Source organism: Rhodobacter calidifons, assembly GCF_011174775.1.
Taxonomy (GTDB): Bacteria; Pseudomonadota; Alphaproteobacteria; order Rhodobacterales; family Rhodobacteraceae; genus Tabrizicola; species Tabrizicola calidifons.
Map to the genome: position 1 here is coordinate 146,057 of NZ_JAANHS010000002.1, position 15,251 is coordinate 161,307.

Here is a 15,251-nt window from a genome sequence, read left to right on the forward strand (position 1 = left end):
GGGTTTCACCCCCAAACCCCCAGAGTATTTGCAACATGGGCAAGGGCAGGGGCCGGGGATTCCGCGCTTGGCGGATGGTCTGAGTTGTTGCAAGACTTGGCGCGTTCGGGGCGTCCGAAAAACCGGCGCCGGGATGATGTAATTCGTTGTTACATCACTATGTGATGCAAACGTGGTTCAACGGAGGGTCGGATGGCCGATTTCGAGACGCAGATCAGGGAAAGCCAGGCTCAGGTGGCCGAGGCGCAGGCGAAGATCAGTGAGATCACCAGCCGGATCGAGGCGGCGCGGTCGAAGCTGGACCAGGGCGTGCAGCTGGACGTGGAAAACGCCACGCTGGAAGATGTGCACAAGCACACCGAGCTGATGAACGCGAACATCGCCGAACTGATCATGGGGCTGGATGATGTGACGGCCGGATTTTCCAAGGAATTCAGCGAGATGCGGTCGAAGACGGGGATGGAGAGCTTCATCGGCATCTTCGCCCCGGCCAAGGCGGAAGCGATGCGGCAGGAGCGGATGCGGGCGGCCACCATCGACGACAAGTTGCAGGATCTGATCTCGAAGTCGGACGTGATCGTGAAGCTGTTGCAGGGGCAGCTGGATCTGCTGAACACGCAGAAGGGGCGGGTGGAGGCGAACCTGGCGTCAACGCTGGCCGAGCGGGAAGAGACGGTGGGCGCGCTGGAAGCGGTGCGGGCAGAGATCGCGGCGATGGACCCGAAGATCATCGAGCTGGAGAACAGGATCGCGGTCGAGCAGGACGCGGCGGCGCGGACGAAGCTGGAGACGGAGCTGGCGACGCTGAATGCGCAGTACAATGCGCTGGTGCAGGATGAGCAGGTGAAGCTGGCGAAGTCGCAGACGCTGGAGCGGTACATCGAGAAGGGCAAGACCTGGGTGGACAGCTTGCAGAACCAGGCGGCGACGCAGCTGGTGCTGATCAACAAGCTTCAGACGGATACCAAGCAGCGGGTGGTGCTGTATGATGCTTTGACGTCTTCGTTGAAGACCGCCCAGCAGCAGGACGTGGCGCACAGGATCAACGAGATCGGGGTGAAGACCGACCAGGAGGCCCAGACCGCGATGGCGGCGATCGGGGCGGCGACCAACGACAAGATGGCCGACATGCTGGAAGCGCATGAGGGGCATATGGTGTTCGCGCGGGCGATCCTGGAGCAGAAGGCGAAGGCGGATGAACGCTTTGCGCGCCGGTTCGCGGCGATCGTCGAGAAGCACGACAAGAACGCCTATGGGGAGTAGCGAGGCCCCGGCGGTGGCCCGGTCCTGGTGCGGGCTTTGCCGGACGCCCCCCACCCCCCTCCCCTCCCCACGCGGGGAAGGGGAGGCGCAAGTTTCGGACCCTCGGTCCGTGTGATTGCGGACGCATGGAATGCCTGATCCCACCGTCAAGGACATCCTCACCTCGGACCACCATGAGCTGTACGACACGCTCGTCGCGCGGCGGTATTTTGCCAAGTTCGACCGGATCACCGGGCATCTGGGCCGGGTGGCGGCGGAGGTGGAGGCGGAGGGGCGGCTGACGCGCACCGAAGCGCGCGTGCTCGGGCGGTATCTGACGGCGGTGGCGGGGACGTTCCGGGCGTTGTCGCACAAGTACCTGATGACGGGGCGGGGGGAGTCCGCGCCTCGGCTGACCATCGATCGGCATGAGAGCGGGTTTCCGGTGGCTCAGGAGCTGATGACCATGGCGGTCGATGCGCAGCAGGCGGAGAAGCATCTGGCCGGGATGCCCTCCGAGGCCGAGCTGAAGGACCGGATGGTGCGGCAGATCGTGGGGGACCTGACGATCCCGACGGCTTTGCAGTTCGCGCTGTCGCAGCGGTATTACTATGAGGCGCTGGCGGCGGGGGGTCTCTTCTGGGCGCGGAATGATCCGGACGCGCAGTGGATTCGGGATCTGGGCACGCGGCGGCATTTCCTGGTGCATTGGGCGGTCTGGGACACGCAGAACAACCTGCCGGTGGTTTACCTCATGGACGTGGAGGACAGCGGCAGGCGGCCCTTGCCAACCGACGCCTACCGCTGGCCGCAGGCGCAGGCGGCGCTGATGGCGCAGTCGGTGGGGGGGCTGAAGCTTCTGACGATTGCCACCGGGTTCGACAAGGATTTCAGCGACCTGCACCCGAAACGGCTGCGGCGGATCATCCTGGGGCCGATGTATTCGGCCAGCTTCACCCTGCAATCCGGGCCGATCTCCAAGGTTCTGGAGGGGGCGAAAGCGCCGGAAGGGGAGGATTGGGCGCTGGTCTGGACGGTGGAGGATCTGGTCAGCGACCGCGAGGAAGAGGTGAAGGACGGCTGGTTTTCGACGGCCGTGCGGCAGGTCTACAAGCTGGACCCGGTGGCGGGGGCGGAACTGGGGGCGACACGGCAGGACCGGATGATCATCCTGCCGGAAAGGCCCTATCAGGTGCTGGTGGAGCAGAACCCCGCCGGGCTGCGGGCCTATCGGAAGTTCGTCGTGGGGGCCGGGGGGCGGCTTGTTCCGACGTTGTGAGGGGTGGATGCCTCGGGGGCGCTGCCCGCCGCCTTTGGTTCTCGAACCAATGGCGCACCAAAGGCGGCCCCGGGATATTTGTGGACAGATGAAAGGGCTTATCGCATGAGCGCGCGCGACACGATGGAGCTGAAGGAAGAGACGGTCCGGGCGCAGTATGAGACAGCGCTGGGGATGGTTCTGGGCTTCGATCATGCGCCGCGATTGGCGAAGCCTCTGGTTCAGGCGGCGGTGGCGGAACGGTCTCCGGGGGTTGGGGCGCGGCCCACGTTCCGGTCCACGGTGCCGGGGATGGCGACGCGGACGACGGCGCGGCCCGGCGGGGTGCGGCTGGCGGAGCGGGTGGAGGGGTTGGGCGATGGCCTGGTGACGCCGGTGCAGGCAGCGGTGCTGAATGCCTTGCGCCGTAGCCTCGCGATTGCGCTGGCGATGGGGGAGACGTTTTCGGCTCAGTCGGGCCTCGCCGAGTTGAAGAAGTCGAACCTGGAGGGGCGGGTGCCGGATGCGCGCCGCGCGGAGTTCGGGGAGTTGTTGCAGGGTGAGGCGTTGGTGGTGCTGTTCACCTTTGCCAATGCTTTGGCGTACCTCATCGCGCCGCATGTGGGGCCGGGGACGGTGGAACTGGGCGAGGTGGAGGAGGTGTTGACGGACAATGCTCCGCTGGCCTTGCAGGGCGCATTGTGGGAGCTGGATCAGGACATCGGCGCGCTGGCGACGGATGACGTGAAGCTGGTGGCGGTGGTGTCGGCCTTTGCCGAGGCGCTGATGAAGAAGGTGCAGATCCGGGCGGAGAATGGGGCTCGGGTCAGCGTGTTTACCGGTGCGTCTTGGAAGGTGGAGGCCGACGGGCTGACCATCGCGGGGTTCAAGCCCGCGAAGGCGGCGAAGGGTGGCGTGATCGCCATGGCCTTCAAGAAGCCGCATGAGGTGGTGGGGAACCACATCGCCAAATATCAGAGTCTGCGGCTGGCGAAGATGCTGATGGCCTATGATTTCGAGCGGCGGCTGAACCCGTTTGCCGAGCTTGGCGGGTTCATCTTCACCTTCATGGGGGACGGGAAGCCCGGGACGGGGAAGACCACGCTGATCCAGATGATGGCGGGCTTGCTGCACGATTACTGCAAGGTGGCGGGCTATCCGTTCCGGTATCAGAACTTCAGTATCGACCAGATCGACAGCTATCAGGGCAAGTCGGGGCAGAACGCGAAGGCGTTCATCGATGCGGTGCTTGATCCGAGTGTGATCGGCTTCGGGACCATCGACGACATCGACCAGGTGGCGGGCAAGCGGGGGGACCGGCAGTCCAGCGCGGGCCAGCAGGAGGTGACGGCGGTCTTCATGCAGGCCTTCGCCGGCGCGGGAACGGTGGTGCGGGGGAACTGCACCTTCGGGATGTTCAGCAACTTCCCGGAGAACGTGGACGATGCCCTGCGCCAGCGGGCCGGGGCGCGGTTCCTGGTCGATGGGCCGCAGACGAAGGAGGATTACATCGACATCCTCTCGCTTTTGCTGGGCAAGAACCATTCCATTCCAGTGGGCGACCATGAGTTGTTTGCGGCGCAGGAGATCAGGAAGGCTGTTGCCGCGTCCTTCGAGGGGCATTCCAAGCCGCATGAGGAGGGGCTTCTGAAGGTCTGGGACCGGGTGGCGCAGGAGATCGGGCCGCTGGACACGCTGGCGAAGCTCGGGGCCTATCTGAAGGCGATCCAGCAGGCGGATGAGCGGTTCACCGGGCGGGCGATCAAGAACATCACCGATGCGGTGAAGGTCCGGGCGATGGACTTCGAACTGCCGGATGAGTGGATGGAGGAGCCGGACCTCTTCCTGTTCAAGCCCTATGACGAGAAGCTGGCGATGATAAGGGGGCTGATGCGGCCGATCACGGTGGAGATGGTGATCCAGGAGATCAACCGCTATGCCGATTCCGAGTTCCGCTATGCCGACAAGTCGGACGAGGTGGCCATCGAGGCAATGGTGCGCGACTTTGGCCTGACGGAAGAGGCGAAGCGGCGATATATGGAGGGGAAGGGGTGATGGGACGACCGAGCGCCACCCCGGGCTTGACCCGGGGTCTCGACTTGACGGAGGCCCCGGATCAGGTCCGGGGCGGGAGAGCCCGGGAGCAAGCCGCGTGCACGAGCCGCTGACACTGACCCTCTGGAACTCCATCCTGCCGCTGGCGGGGTTGAGTGCGCTGGTGGCGTGGCTGCCGGGGTGGTTCGCGGGGGCTGGGTGTTTGTCGCAGCGGGTGCTGGCCTGGGCGGTGGTGAAGACGGCTGTGGTGGCCTTGGTCGTGGGGGCCGGGTTGGCGGTGGCGCTGTATGCGGCGATCAATGACGGGGTGGTGGCGGGGATCCTGGCGGCCCCGGTTCAGCGGGTGGGGTTCTACCTGGGCCGCTCAGCCCTGTTCGCGCTGCTGTGGGGGCCGGTGTTGGGGTTCGTCTGGCTGGTGAAGGCGCAGGAGATGAACCGGCGGTTGGGCATGCGGATGGTGGATGAGGGGGGAAGGGGTGATGGGAGCAGGATTGGTCGGGCTGTTTGGAGCACTTCTAGTCGGCGGTATCTTCCCGATTCTCCTTTGCATTGCGATCGGTTGGTGGATCGGAAAACGCATCGCCTACTGGACACTGTCAGTTCGGAGCTTCTCCGTTGCAGTGGCGCTGACTTGCATAGTCGTGGCCGCTTTCTGGTATCCGGCAATCAGCGCTTCCATCGAAGCCAAGCCCGAAGTGAGCGCGTGGGACTATCTTGTCGCTATGAAAAATGCACTCACCTTCGCATTCTTGCCTACAGCGATATCTGCGGCGCTTTCTTGGGTGTTGAACTACGACGAAGCACTGCAACAGAGGGCGAAAGCTAAGGACGCGGCCTGAAAGATGACCGGAATCCATCCCATCACACGGCTGAGGGCGCGGAAGCTGCGGACGGAGATGACGCCGCAGGAGCGGAGGCTTTGGGCGAAGCTGCGGGAGTTGAACCGGATGTTGGGGCTGCACTTCCGGCGGCAGGCTCCCATTGGGCCGTTCATCGCGGATTTCGCCGATCTGGGGCGAAGGTTGGTCATTGAGGTGGACGGAAGTGGGCATGGTGGGCCTCGGGATGCGGCGCGGGATGAGTGGTTGAGCGCGCAGGGGTTTCAGATGTTGCGGTTCTGGAACCCGGAGGTGTCGGGGAATATCGAGGGTGTGATGCAGGTGATCTTCGACGCAATTGATGGCGAGTCCTTGGCTGAGGGCGTGCCCCCCACCCCCATCCCCTCCCCACGGGGGGGAGGGGAGGCTCTTGGGGCGAGCGGTGCGCGTGAAAAACAACGGGTAGCGCATGGTGCTGACGCCCCCTCACCCCATCCCTCCCCCACCCGGGGGGAGGGAGGCGCTGCCCTTGATGCGTCGAGTGGGACGGACGAACCAGGTGCCTCCCCTCCCCCTTCGTGGGGAGGGGATGGGGGTGGGGGGCCACCGTCAGAAACCCGCGTAACTGGGGGACGGGAATGAAACGCCTCATCCAACGCGGTCTCATGTTCGGGAACCTGATCGAGGTCTCCTCGCCGGCCCTTGTCGAACGCTACAACCGGGCGCTCAAGCATCTGACGGGGAAGACGACGAAGCTCGACGATTTCCACATCGACCTGTCGGGCTATTCGCCCGAGATCGGCGATGAACTCGATGACCACCTCTACCTCAACCCCAACGGGGCGAACCGGCAGTTCATCTTGCTGACCACGGCGCAGAAGGATGCGCCTTTGCTCAACATCAAGTTCTCCACCTCGCGCGGGATCCTGACGCAGTTCATCGAGAAGAACGAGGCGCAGCTTTTTGCGCTGACGGCGCGGGATGCGGTGTGTGGAGAGTTGCAGAACTCGGTCTATGCCTTCGACACGCCGGCCAGGCTGTTCGACATCCGGCAGGTGACGGTCGAGGCGGATACGATCGGCGGGCATGTGGCGGATGCGGGGAAGCTGGCCAAGCTGATCGAGCGGTTCCGGGCCGAGCCGGACGGCTGGCGCGATGATCTTCTCATCGCCGAGATGATCGGGCTGGCGAAGAAGACGGGTGACGTGACGCGGGTGCCGATCAGCCTGCCCGCGATGACCTTTCAGCAGCCGAATTTCTGGACCAGCCATTTCGGCGGCATCTACATCTTTCAGGGGGTGCGCTATCCGGCGGCGATTTCGGCTCTGGACTGGCGGTCGCTGGGAGAGGTGCCCGTCGCGCAGGTGATGGACCTGACGCACCGCAACCAGATCGCCGACTGGCTGGAGCGGAATGGGTTGGTGGAGCCCATCGTGCAGGCGCGGGGGACGGATGCGGCGGCGATCCTGCGGCAGAAGATGGATTTCATCCTGGTCGATGCGGCGGACCGGCTGGGGATCGAGGTGGGCGACGCGCGGCGGACAGAGCTGCGGAAGGTGGCCTACAAGCTGGGGACCGCGCTGCCCGAGGAGTTCCTGGGGCTCGCGGCGCTCTTGCGCTGGGTCGAGGCCGGGGGGGCCTGGCCGAAGATAACCTCGGAGCATCCGGCCTATTTCTACACGCTGCGCGGCAAGGGGCCAGAGCGGGATCTGGTGAACATGCTGCTGTCGGAACTGTCGCCGATGGACGTGCGGCAGATGTTCATCACCCACAAGGAGCTGTTCTACGCCCAGTATGCAACGTGGAGCGAGCGCAAGAAGACCTATGTGGCGGATTTCCTGGCGCGGGAGTATCAGGTGGACAAGGAAGGCGCCCGGACTGCTCTGTTCGGGCCGGAGCCGGGCATGGACGCGCTGCACCGGCCGCAGATGGTGGAGGGGCCGAAACCGTCCCGCCCGGTGGTGGGACCCTGGGGAGGAAGACGCTGATGGGGTGGCTGCGGCTTGCGTTCCTGATGTATGTCGGGTTGACCATTGCCTATTTCCTGACCTCGATCTATTCGCGGTCGGTCCGGCGCGAGAAGCTGGAGAAGGAATGGGACAGCGACCCCGCACGCGAGGGGCTGACGGCAGAGGAACGCCGGGCCTTCATCGAGGCGGGGATGGTGCATTACGACAAGGGGCTGAAAAGGCGGCTTCTGTGGCTTATCTACATCCTGCCGACCGTGGGCTTTCTGGCCACGGTCTATTTCGTCAACTGGACCTGAAAGGACGCTCCCATGTGGACCAGGATCAAATGGGGCATCCGCATCCTTCTGGCGCTGATCGTCGGGCTGTTCCTGCATTACACCCTGCCGCAGCGCGACGTGGTGCAGATCATCAACACTTACAACCGGATCACGCAGATCGGCGGAAACTGGATGTTCTATGCGATCGAGGACACCGGGACCGGCGTGGAGACGGCAACCACCTCGCGCGATATCCGCTATATCGACGCGGTCTTCGCGAACGGCAAGACGATGACCTACCGGAACGAGGATACGGGCTGGTTCTGGCCGCCCTATTTCAAGTGGAATTCCAGCACCTTGCAGGCCGAGGCGACCAATGCCGCGCGCACGCCGGGGCAATGGGTGGCGGTGACGCATTACGGCTGGCGGCTGCCGATCTTTTCGATCTTCCCCAATGCGGTGTCGATCACCAAGGTCGAGGGGCCAGATGTCACGCTGATCCCTTGGGTCAACATCATCATCCTGTCGGTGCTGGCCTTCGTGCTGTTCATGCTGCGCAAGATGTGGTTGCAATTCCGCGAGCGGATGGTCGATCCGGCGCTGGCCGAAGTGGGCGAGACCTTTGACGCCGCTGGGCAGCGGGTCGAATCTGCCCGGAAAGAGGCGCGGGGGTTCTTCGGGCGGATCGGAGCCTGGCTGAACACCTGGCGGGCCAAGAGATGACCCCGCCCCGGACTTGACCCGGGGCCTCTGGTCGCCGCACGAGGCCCCGGATCAAGTCCGGGGCGGGTGTCCGGCTCAGGCGCGCAGCGTGCCGCCGGTCGCCTTGGTGACATTCTCGATGATCTTCGCGCTGACGGCCTCGATCTCGGCTTCGGTCAGGGTCTTGTCCTGCGGTTGCAGGCGCACGGTCAGGGCGATGGACTTCTTGCCCGGCCCCATCTGCGCCTCGGCCTTCTCGCCGGTGAACTGGTCGAAGACGCGGACGGATTCGATCAGGGTCTTGTCGGCACCTTGGGCGGCGTTGACGGCGGTCAGGGCCTCGACCTTGGAATCGACGACGAAGGCGAAGTCCCGCTCCACCGCCTGAAGGTCGCTGATCGCAAGCGCCGGGCGGGTGGGGGTTTTCGCCTTAGGCGCCGGGATGTTGGCGATCAGGATGGTGAAGGCCACGGCGGGACCCTTCACGTCCATCGCCTGAAGCACGCGGGGGTGGATCTCTCCGAAGGTGGCGAGCGTATTGGGGCCGAGGCCGATCACGCCGGAGCGGCCGGGGTGCCACCAGGGGGCCACCTTGCGGGTGATCTGGACGCGGGACGGCGCGCCGAGGGCGGCCAGCACCGCCTCGGCATCGGCCTTGGCGTCGAAGACATCGACCATGCGGCGGCTGCCGTGCGGGTCGCGGGGCGCGGTGGCGCCGACGAGGAGGCCTGCGGCGTGCAGGTGCTGGTCGCCGGGTTCGCCGCCGTGGAAGGCGGGGCCGATCTCGAAGAGCGCGAGGTCCATGAAGCCACGCGCCTGGTTGCGGGCGGCGGCGGCGAGGAGTCCGGGGAGGAGATCAGGGCGGAGGTGCGTCATCTCGGAGGAGATGGGGTTTTCGACGCGGACGGCATCGGTTCCCCCGCCGAAGAGGGATGCGGATCTGGCGTCGATGAAGCTGTAGGTGACGGCCTCGTTGTAGCCGAGGGCCGCGATGGTGCGCCGCGCTGTGCGTTCGCGGACTTGCAGGGGCGTCAGGATCGGGCGGGGTACGCCCGGCTGGGTGCGGGCCATCGGCGCGCCTTGCAGTTTCGTCAGGCTGGCGATGCGGGCGACTTCCTCGACAAGGTCGGCGTCGCCGAGGATGTCGGGGCGCCAGCTGGGCGGGGTCACTTCGTTGCCGTTCAGGGTGAAGCCCAGCGCCTGAAGCGTCTCGCGCTGCGTGGCCTCTGCGATGTCCATGCCGACGAGGCTGACCACGCGGGCGGGGTCGAGGCGGTAGGTGCGGGTCGTGTCGAGGGGCGCGCCGTCCTGCACCACGGTCCCGGCCTCGCCGCCGCAGAGGTCGAGGATCATCTGTGTGGCGAGTTCGAGGCCCGGGAGGGTGAAGGCCGGGTCCACGCCGCGTTCGAACCGGTAGCGGGCGTCGGAGTTGATCTTCAGCGCGCGCCCCGTGGCGGCGATGGTGATCGGGTCCCAATACGCGCTTTCCAGAAAGACGTCGGTGGTTTCCGGGGTGCAGCCCGAGGCCTCGCCGCCCATGATTCCGGCGAGCGACTCGGGTCCGTTGTCGTCGGCGATGACCATCTGACCGGGGGTCAGGGTGTAGGTCTTGCCGTCGAGCGCCAGCAGCGTCTCGCCTTCTCGGGCGGGGCGGATGTGGAGGTCGCCCTTCACCTTCGCGGCGTCGAAGACGTGCAGGGGGCGGTTCAGGCCGAAGGTGAAGTAGTTGGTGATATCCACCAGCGCCGAGATGGGGCGCAGGCCGATGGCCTTGAGGCGGGCCTGCATCCAGTCTGGCGAAGGGCCGTTCTTCACGCCACGGATCAGGCGACCGGCGAAATGGGGGCAGCCTTTGGTTTTCAGCTCGGGGGCGATGTGGACGGCGATGGGGGTGGGGAAGCGGCCCGGAACCGGGGTGACGCTGACGGGTTTCAGCTTGCCCAAGCCCCGCGCCGCCAGATCGCGGGCGATGCCGTGCACGCCCAGCGCGTCGGGACGGTTGGGGGTGACCTTGATCTCGATCACCGGGTCGTTGAGACCGCGATAGTCGATGAAGCGGACTCCAAGCGGTGCGTCCGAAGGTAGCTCGATGATGCCGTCGTGGTTGTCCGACAGCATGAGTTCGCGTTCGGAGCAAAGCATGCCGTTCGACTCCACGCCCCGGATCACGCCGGGCTTGAGATCGACGCCGGTGCCGGGGACATGGGTGCCGGGAGGGGCGAAGACGCCGATCAGGCCGGTTTTCGCGTTGGGTGCGCCGCAGACGACCTGGACTTCCTCGCTGCGCCCGCCGGGGCCGTCGGGGAAGGTCTCGACCCGGCAGACGCGGAGGCGGTCGGCGTTGGGGTGCTGGACGGCCTCGATCACGCGGCAGATGCGGAAGGGGCCGAGTTGCGCGGTTGGGTCCTCGATGCCTTCGACTTCCAGGCCAAGGTCGGTCAGCGCCTCGGCAATGGCCTCGACGGTGGCGTCGGTGTCGAGGTGATCCTTCAGCCAGGACAGGGTGAACTTCATCGCAGGCGCCTCCAAACTTCGGGGTTCCGATTAGCGGAAAGCGGGGGCGAGGGGAAGCGTCAGGCGGCGATGCGGGCGTAGAGGTTGAAGAGGCCGAAGAGGATCGGCTGGTGGACGAGGTAGATGATAAGCGAGTGGCGGCCGGGGAAGGTGAGGGTATGGGCGAGGCGGGAGGGTGCGGTGCCGCGCCAATGGTCGAGGCGCAGGGCCTTGGCGGTGGCGATGCCGGCGAGCGCGGGGGCGGCCCAGGGGATGAGGGGGACGTAGTCGCCCATCATGGGCCGGGTCTCGGCAAGGCCGGTCCAGACGAGCCAGATCGGGTCGAAGGCCGGGAAGCGCGGGCCCCAGGCGGCGGCGAAGATCACGGCGGCGAGGGCGAGAGTTACGGGCCAGGGCAGGCGCAGGGCGACGAGGCCGATGAGAGCGGTCGCGGCCATGGCGTGGAGGATGCCGAACCAGATGGGGCCCCCGGGCACCAGCCAGATCGAGGCGGTGGTGACGAGGGCGGCGGCGCCGGCGATCATCGCCCAGCGGCGCCAGAAGGCGGGCCAGCGGATCGCGCGGCCATGGGCGAGCCAGAGGGAGATGCCGGAGAGGAAGAGGAAGGACCCGGCGATCATACGGGCGAAGTAGTACCAGAAGGGTTGGCTCATCGTGCCGGGGTCGATGTGGCCGAAAAGGGCGAGGTCGAAGGTGAAGTGGAAGATCACCATGCAGACCACGGCGAGGGTCCGCGCAATGTCGAGGCCGAGAAGGCGGGCGGGCGGGAGAAGGGCGGGGGCGCTGGACATGGGCCGGAGGGTGGCGCGGAACGGTGGGGGCCGCAAGGCGGGTTCGCAGGGTGGGCAATATTGCCCACCCTACTTGGCGTCAGAGCTCTTCGATGGCCAACACGCCTTGCATCGCCTTGATCGCGCCCTTCACCTGCGGGGTGATCGGGTAGCTGTCGGGCAGCGCGATGTCGATTTCCCGACCCTGGGGGTCGGTGATGCAGAGGGTGATCGAGCCCCGGCTGCGGCCCTCGACCCGGGACAGCAGCGAGGCGAGGGAGATGGCGGCCTCGGGGCGGGAGAGGTGGATGCGCAGGTCGGGCGCCCCGGCCTGGGCGGCGACCATGTCGATGGGGGTGATGGATTGGGCGAGGAGTTTGAGGGTGTCGCCTTCCAGTTCTGCCTTGACGGTGAGGACGACGTTTTCGCCCGCGTCGAGGTAATCGCGCGAGGATTCCAGCACGTCGGAGAAGCAGGTGACCTCGTAAAGGCCGGTGGGATCGGAGAGCTGGACGAAGGCGAAGCGGTTGCCTTTGGCGGATTTGCGTTCCTGTCTGGACGATACCGACCCGGCAAGTTTGGCGATGCAGGGGCCGCGTTCGGCCTTCTGGGTGACCTGGGCCAGAGTTTCGACGCCCTTCTTGCGCAGCGCGGACATGTAGTCGTCCAAGGGGTGGCCGGAGAGATAGAAGCCTACGGCCTGGTGTTCCTGGGCCAGGCGCTCGGTGGGAAGCCAGTCGTCGCGGAAGGGGAGCCGCGGTTCGGGGATGTCGGCCCCGGCGCTGCCGAAGAGCGAGTTCTGGGTGGATGCGGCGGCTTCGTGGATGGCGGCGGAATAGGCGACGAGGGCGTCGAGCGAGTCGAACACGCGGGCGCGGTTGGGGTCGAGTTGGTCGAAGGCTCCGGCGCGGGCGAGCATCTCCAGCGGGCGCTTGCCGATGCGTTTCAGGTCCACGCGGCGGGCGAAGTCGAAGAGGGTGGTGAAGGGTTTGTCGGTCTGGCTGACCGGGTGCCCCCCACCCCCATCCCCTCCCCACGGGGGGGAGGGGAGGCGCGGGCTGTCGGGCGATTGAGCCTGGGATGACGCGGGTGCCATCCGGGCCTGGACGATGAGGTTCATCGCCTCGACGCCGACGTTCTTCAGCGCGCCGAGGCCGTAGACGATGGCACCGTCGCGGACGGTGAAGGTGGCAAGGCTGGCGTTGACGCAAGGCGCGACGGTCCTGATGCCCAGCTTGTCCACCTCGCGCTTGTAGACCGCCAGCTTGTCGGTGAGGTGGATGTCGCAGTTCATCACGGCGGCCATGAACTCGGCCGGATAGTTCGCCTTGAGGTAGGCGGTCTGGTAGCTGACCACGGCATAGGCGGCGGCATGCGACTTGTTGAAGCCGTAGTTGGCGAATTTCTCCAGCAGGTCGAAGACCTCGCCGGCCTTCCTGGCGTCGATCCCGTGGGTCTTCGCGCAGCCTTCGATGAACTTGGGCCGCTCCTTGGCCATTTCCTCGGGGATCTTCTTCCCCATCGCCCGGCGCAGAAGGTCGGCGCCGCCGAGCGAATAGCCCGCCATGACCTGGGCGATCTGCATCACCTGTTCCTGATAGACGATGATGCCCTGCGTCTCCTTCAGGATGTGGTCGATCGTCGGGTGGATGGATTCGATCTCGCGCAGGCCGTTCTTGACCTCGCAGTAGATCGGGATGTTCTCCATCGGCCCCGGACGGTAGAGCGCCACCAGCGCCACGATGTCCTCGATGCAGGTGGGCTTCATCCGCCTGAGCGCGTCCATCATGCCCGAGCTTTCGACCTGGAACACCGCGACTGTCCTTGCGGAGGCGTAGAGATCGTAGGTGGCCTTGTCGTCCAGCGGGATCAGGTTGATGTCGAATTCGATGCCCCGCAGCCTCAGAAGATCCATCGCGTTCTGGATCACGGTCAGGGTCTTGAGGCCGAGGAAGTCGAATTTCACCAGCCCCGCCGCCTCGACCCATTTCATGTTGAACTGGGTGGCGGGCATGTCCGATCGCGGGTCGCGGTAGAGCGGCACCAGCTGATCCAGCGGGCGGTCGCCGATCACCACGCCCGCGGCATGGGTCGAGGCGTTGCGATAGAGGCCTTCGATCCTGGCGGCGTAATCGAGGAGGCGACCGACGACTTCCTCTTTCGCGGCCTCGCGCAACCGGGGTTCGTCGGCCAGCGCCTTGGTGATCGAGACGGGTTTGACGCCTTCGACCGGGATCATCTTCGACAGCTTGTCGACCTGACCATAGGACAGTTGCAGCACGCGGCCCACGTCGCGGACGGCGGCCTTGGACAGAAGCGCGCCGAAGGTGATGATCTGGGCCACCCGGTCGCGGCCGTATTTCTCCTGCACATAGGCGATGACTTCCTCGCGCCGGTCCATGCAGAAGTCGATGTCGAAGTCGGGCATCGAGACGCGTTCGGGGTTCAGGAAACGCTCGAACAGCAGCGCATAGCGCAGGGGGTCGAGGTCGGTGATCGTCAGCGCATAGGCGACAAGGCTGCCCGCACCCGAGCCCCGGCCTGGACCCACGGGGATGTTGTGGTCCTTGGCCCATTTGATGAAGTCGGCCACGATCAGGAAATAGCCGGGGAAGCCCATCTTCTCGATGATGCCAAGCTCGAAATCGAGGCGGGCCTGGTATTCCTCGGGCGTGGCGGAATGGGGGATCACGGCCAGACGCTTCTGCAAGCCTTCGTTGGCCTGACGGCGCAGTTCCTGCACCTCGTCATCGGCGAAGCGCGGCAGGATCGGCTTGCGCTTCTGGGCGGCATAGGCGCAGCGTTTCGCGATCTCGACGGTGTTTTCCAGCGCCTCGGGAAGGTCGGCGAAAAGCGCGACCATCTCTGCCTCGGACTTGAAATAGTGCTGCGGGGTCAGGCGGCGGCGGGGCTGCTGCTGGTCGACATAGGCGCCCTCGGCGATGCAGATGAGGGCATCATGCGCCTCGTACATCTCGGCCTTTGGAAAATAGACGTCGTTGGTGGCGACGATCGGCAGGCCCAGTTCGTAGGCGAGGTCGATGGCGCCGCGTTCGGCCAGCGCCTCGTGTTCGGGAAGCGCGCCGCCGGGGCCGGGGTGGCGTTGCAGCTCGACATAAAGCCGGTTCGGGTAGATCGCGGCGAGGCGTTCCAGGATCGCGCGGGCCTTGGTGTGCTGGCCGGTGGCGTGGAAGCGGCCCAAGGGGCCTTCGGGGCCGCCGGTGAGGCAGATCAGGCCCTGAGCGTTCTGTGCTAGCTCGTCCAGCGTCACCTGCGGCAGGTTGGCCGAGCCCGTCATCGCCCCGTCGATGTAAAGCCGCGTGTTGAGCCGCATCAGGTTCATGTAGCCCTGTTCGTTCTGGACCAGAAGGACGATGGGCGCGGGCAGGCGGGGCTTTTCGCCCGGTTGGGCGGGGTCATGGGCGATGGAGATCTGGCAGCCGACGATGGGCTGGACCCCGGCGCCCATGGCGGTGACGGAGAACTCCAGGGCCGCGAACATGTTGTTCGTGTCGGTCACGGCCACGGCGGGCATGGCCTGCGCCGTGCAGAGGCCGACGAGTTTCTTCACCGGCACCGCGCCTTCGAGAAGCGAGTGTTCGGTGTGGGTGCGGAGGTGGATGAAACGGGGGTTCGCGCCGGGCATGGCGGGAGTCTAGCGCGGG

Annotated in this window: 11 protein-coding genes; 8 read left to right on the forward strand and 3 right to left on the reverse strand. The window is 65.9% G+C overall.

Annotation, left to right across the window (positions count from 1 at the left end; translation table 11 throughout):
• Positions 1 to 192: 192 nt before the first annotated feature.
• From G8O29_RS03250 to G8O29_RS03285, 8 genes are all read left to right on the forward strand, one after another.
• Positions 193 to 1,263: a coiled-coil domain-containing protein gene (locus G8O29_RS03250; protein WP_166401787.1), complete on the forward strand. Its 1,071-nt coding sequence runs from the start codon at positions 193 to 195 to the stop codon at positions 1,261 to 1,263.
• Positions 1,264 to 1,393: 130 nt separating this feature from the next.
• Positions 1,394 to 2,521 carry a hypothetical protein gene (locus G8O29_RS03255; protein ID WP_166401788.1) on the forward strand — a complete coding sequence of 376 codons (1,128 nt, stop codon included), beginning with the start codon at positions 1,394 to 1,396 and terminating at the stop codon, positions 2,519 to 2,521.
• A 105-nt stretch (positions 2,522 to 2,626) separates the two neighbouring features.
• Positions 2,627 to 4,555 (forward strand): AAA family ATPase, encoded by a 1,929-nt coding sequence (locus G8O29_RS03260; RefSeq protein WP_166401789.1) that lies wholly within the window; start codon positions 2,627 to 2,629, stop codon positions 4,553 to 4,555.
• Positions 4,556 to 4,652: 97 nt separating this feature from the next.
• A complete protein-coding gene (locus tag G8O29_RS03265; protein ID WP_166401790.1) occupies positions 4,653 to 5,381 on the forward strand; it encodes a hypothetical protein in 729 nt (242 codons plus the stop codon).
• 16 nt (positions 5,382 to 5,397) lie between these two features.
• Complete coding sequence (locus tag G8O29_RS18775) at positions 5,398 to 6,015, forward strand: endonuclease domain-containing protein (RefSeq protein WP_166401791.1); 618 nt, start codon at positions 5,398 to 5,400, stop codon at positions 6,013 to 6,015.
• On the forward strand, positions 6,012 to 7,361 hold the full coding sequence (locus G8O29_RS03275; protein WP_166401792.1) for a DUF6638 family protein: 1,350 nt from the start codon (positions 6,012 to 6,014) through the stop codon (positions 7,359 to 7,361). The genes G8O29_RS18775 and G8O29_RS03275 overlap by 4 nt, the downstream gene beginning before the upstream one ends.
• The gene (locus G8O29_RS03280; RefSeq protein ID WP_242678857.1) at positions 7,361 to 7,639 is read left to right on the forward strand and encodes a hypothetical protein; all 279 of its coding nucleotides are present in this window, start codon (positions 7,361 to 7,363) and stop codon (positions 7,637 to 7,639) included. The genes G8O29_RS03275 and G8O29_RS03280 overlap by 1 nt, the downstream gene beginning before the upstream one ends.
• Before the next feature lie 12 nt (positions 7,640 to 7,651).
• Positions 7,652 to 8,323, forward strand: coding sequence for a DUF1523 family protein (locus tag G8O29_RS03285; RefSeq protein ID WP_166401793.1), 672 nt, complete (start codon positions 7,652 to 7,654; stop codon positions 8,321 to 8,323).
• A 75-nt stretch (positions 8,324 to 8,398) separates the two neighbouring features.
• Here the strand turns inward: G8O29_RS03285 and pheT are convergent, their stop codons facing one another.
• From pheT to dnaE, 3 genes are all read right to left on the reverse strand, one after another.
• On the reverse strand, positions 8,399 to 10,816 hold the full coding sequence (pheT, locus tag G8O29_RS03290) for a phenylalanine--tRNA ligase subunit beta (protein ID WP_166401794.1): 2,418 nt from the start codon (positions 10,814 to 10,816) through the stop codon (positions 8,399 to 8,401).
• Between the two features lie 59 nt (positions 10,817 to 10,875).
• Positions 10,876 to 11,607, reverse strand: a complete 732-nt coding sequence (locus tag G8O29_RS03295; protein ID WP_166401795.1) for a heparan-alpha-glucosaminide N-acetyltransferase — start codon at positions 11,605 to 11,607, stop codon at positions 10,876 to 10,878.
• A 79-nt stretch (positions 11,608 to 11,686) separates the two neighbouring features.
• On the reverse strand, positions 11,687 to 15,232 hold the full coding sequence (gene dnaE, locus G8O29_RS03300) for a DNA polymerase III subunit alpha (RefSeq protein WP_166401796.1): 3,546 nt from the start codon (positions 15,230 to 15,232) through the stop codon (positions 11,687 to 11,689).
• Between the last annotated feature and the right edge of the window lie 19 nt (positions 15,233 to 15,251).

Bases quoted from the DNA above. Each gene is read 5' to 3' on its own strand.
- G8O29_RS03250 (WP_166401787.1), top strand. From the start codon at position 193: ATGGCCGATTTCGAGACGCAGATCAGGGAAAGCCAGGCTCAGGTGGCC.
- G8O29_RS03255 (WP_166401788.1), top strand. From the start codon at position 1,394: ATGCCTGATCCCACCGTCAAGGACATCCTCACCTCGGACCACCATGAG.
- G8O29_RS03260 (WP_166401789.1), top strand. From the start codon at position 2,627: ATGAGCGCGCGCGACACGATGGAGCTGAAGGAAGAGACGGTCCGGGCG.
- G8O29_RS18775 (WP_166401791.1), top strand. From the start codon at position 5,398: ATGACCGGAATCCATCCCATCACACGGCTGAGGGCGCGGAAGCTGCGG.
- G8O29_RS03275 (WP_166401792.1), top strand. From the start codon at position 6,012: ATGAAACGCCTCATCCAACGCGGTCTCATGTTCGGGAACCTGATCGAG.
- G8O29_RS03280 (WP_242678857.1), top strand. From the start codon at position 7,361: ATGGGGTGGCTGCGGCTTGCGTTCCTGATGTATGTCGGGTTGACCATT.
- G8O29_RS03285 (WP_166401793.1), top strand. From the start codon at position 7,652: ATGTGGACCAGGATCAAATGGGGCATCCGCATCCTTCTGGCGCTGATC.
- pheT (WP_166401794.1), bottom strand. From the start codon at position 10,816: ATGAAGTTCACCCTGTCCTGGCTGAAGGATCACCTCGACACCGACGCC.
- G8O29_RS03295 (WP_166401795.1), bottom strand. From the start codon at position 11,607: ATGTCCAGCGCCCCCGCCCTTCTCCCGCCCGCCCGCCTTCTCGGCCTC.
- dnaE (WP_166401796.1), bottom strand. From the start codon at position 15,232: ATGCCCGGCGCGAACCCCCGTTTCATCCACCTCCGCACCCACACCGAA.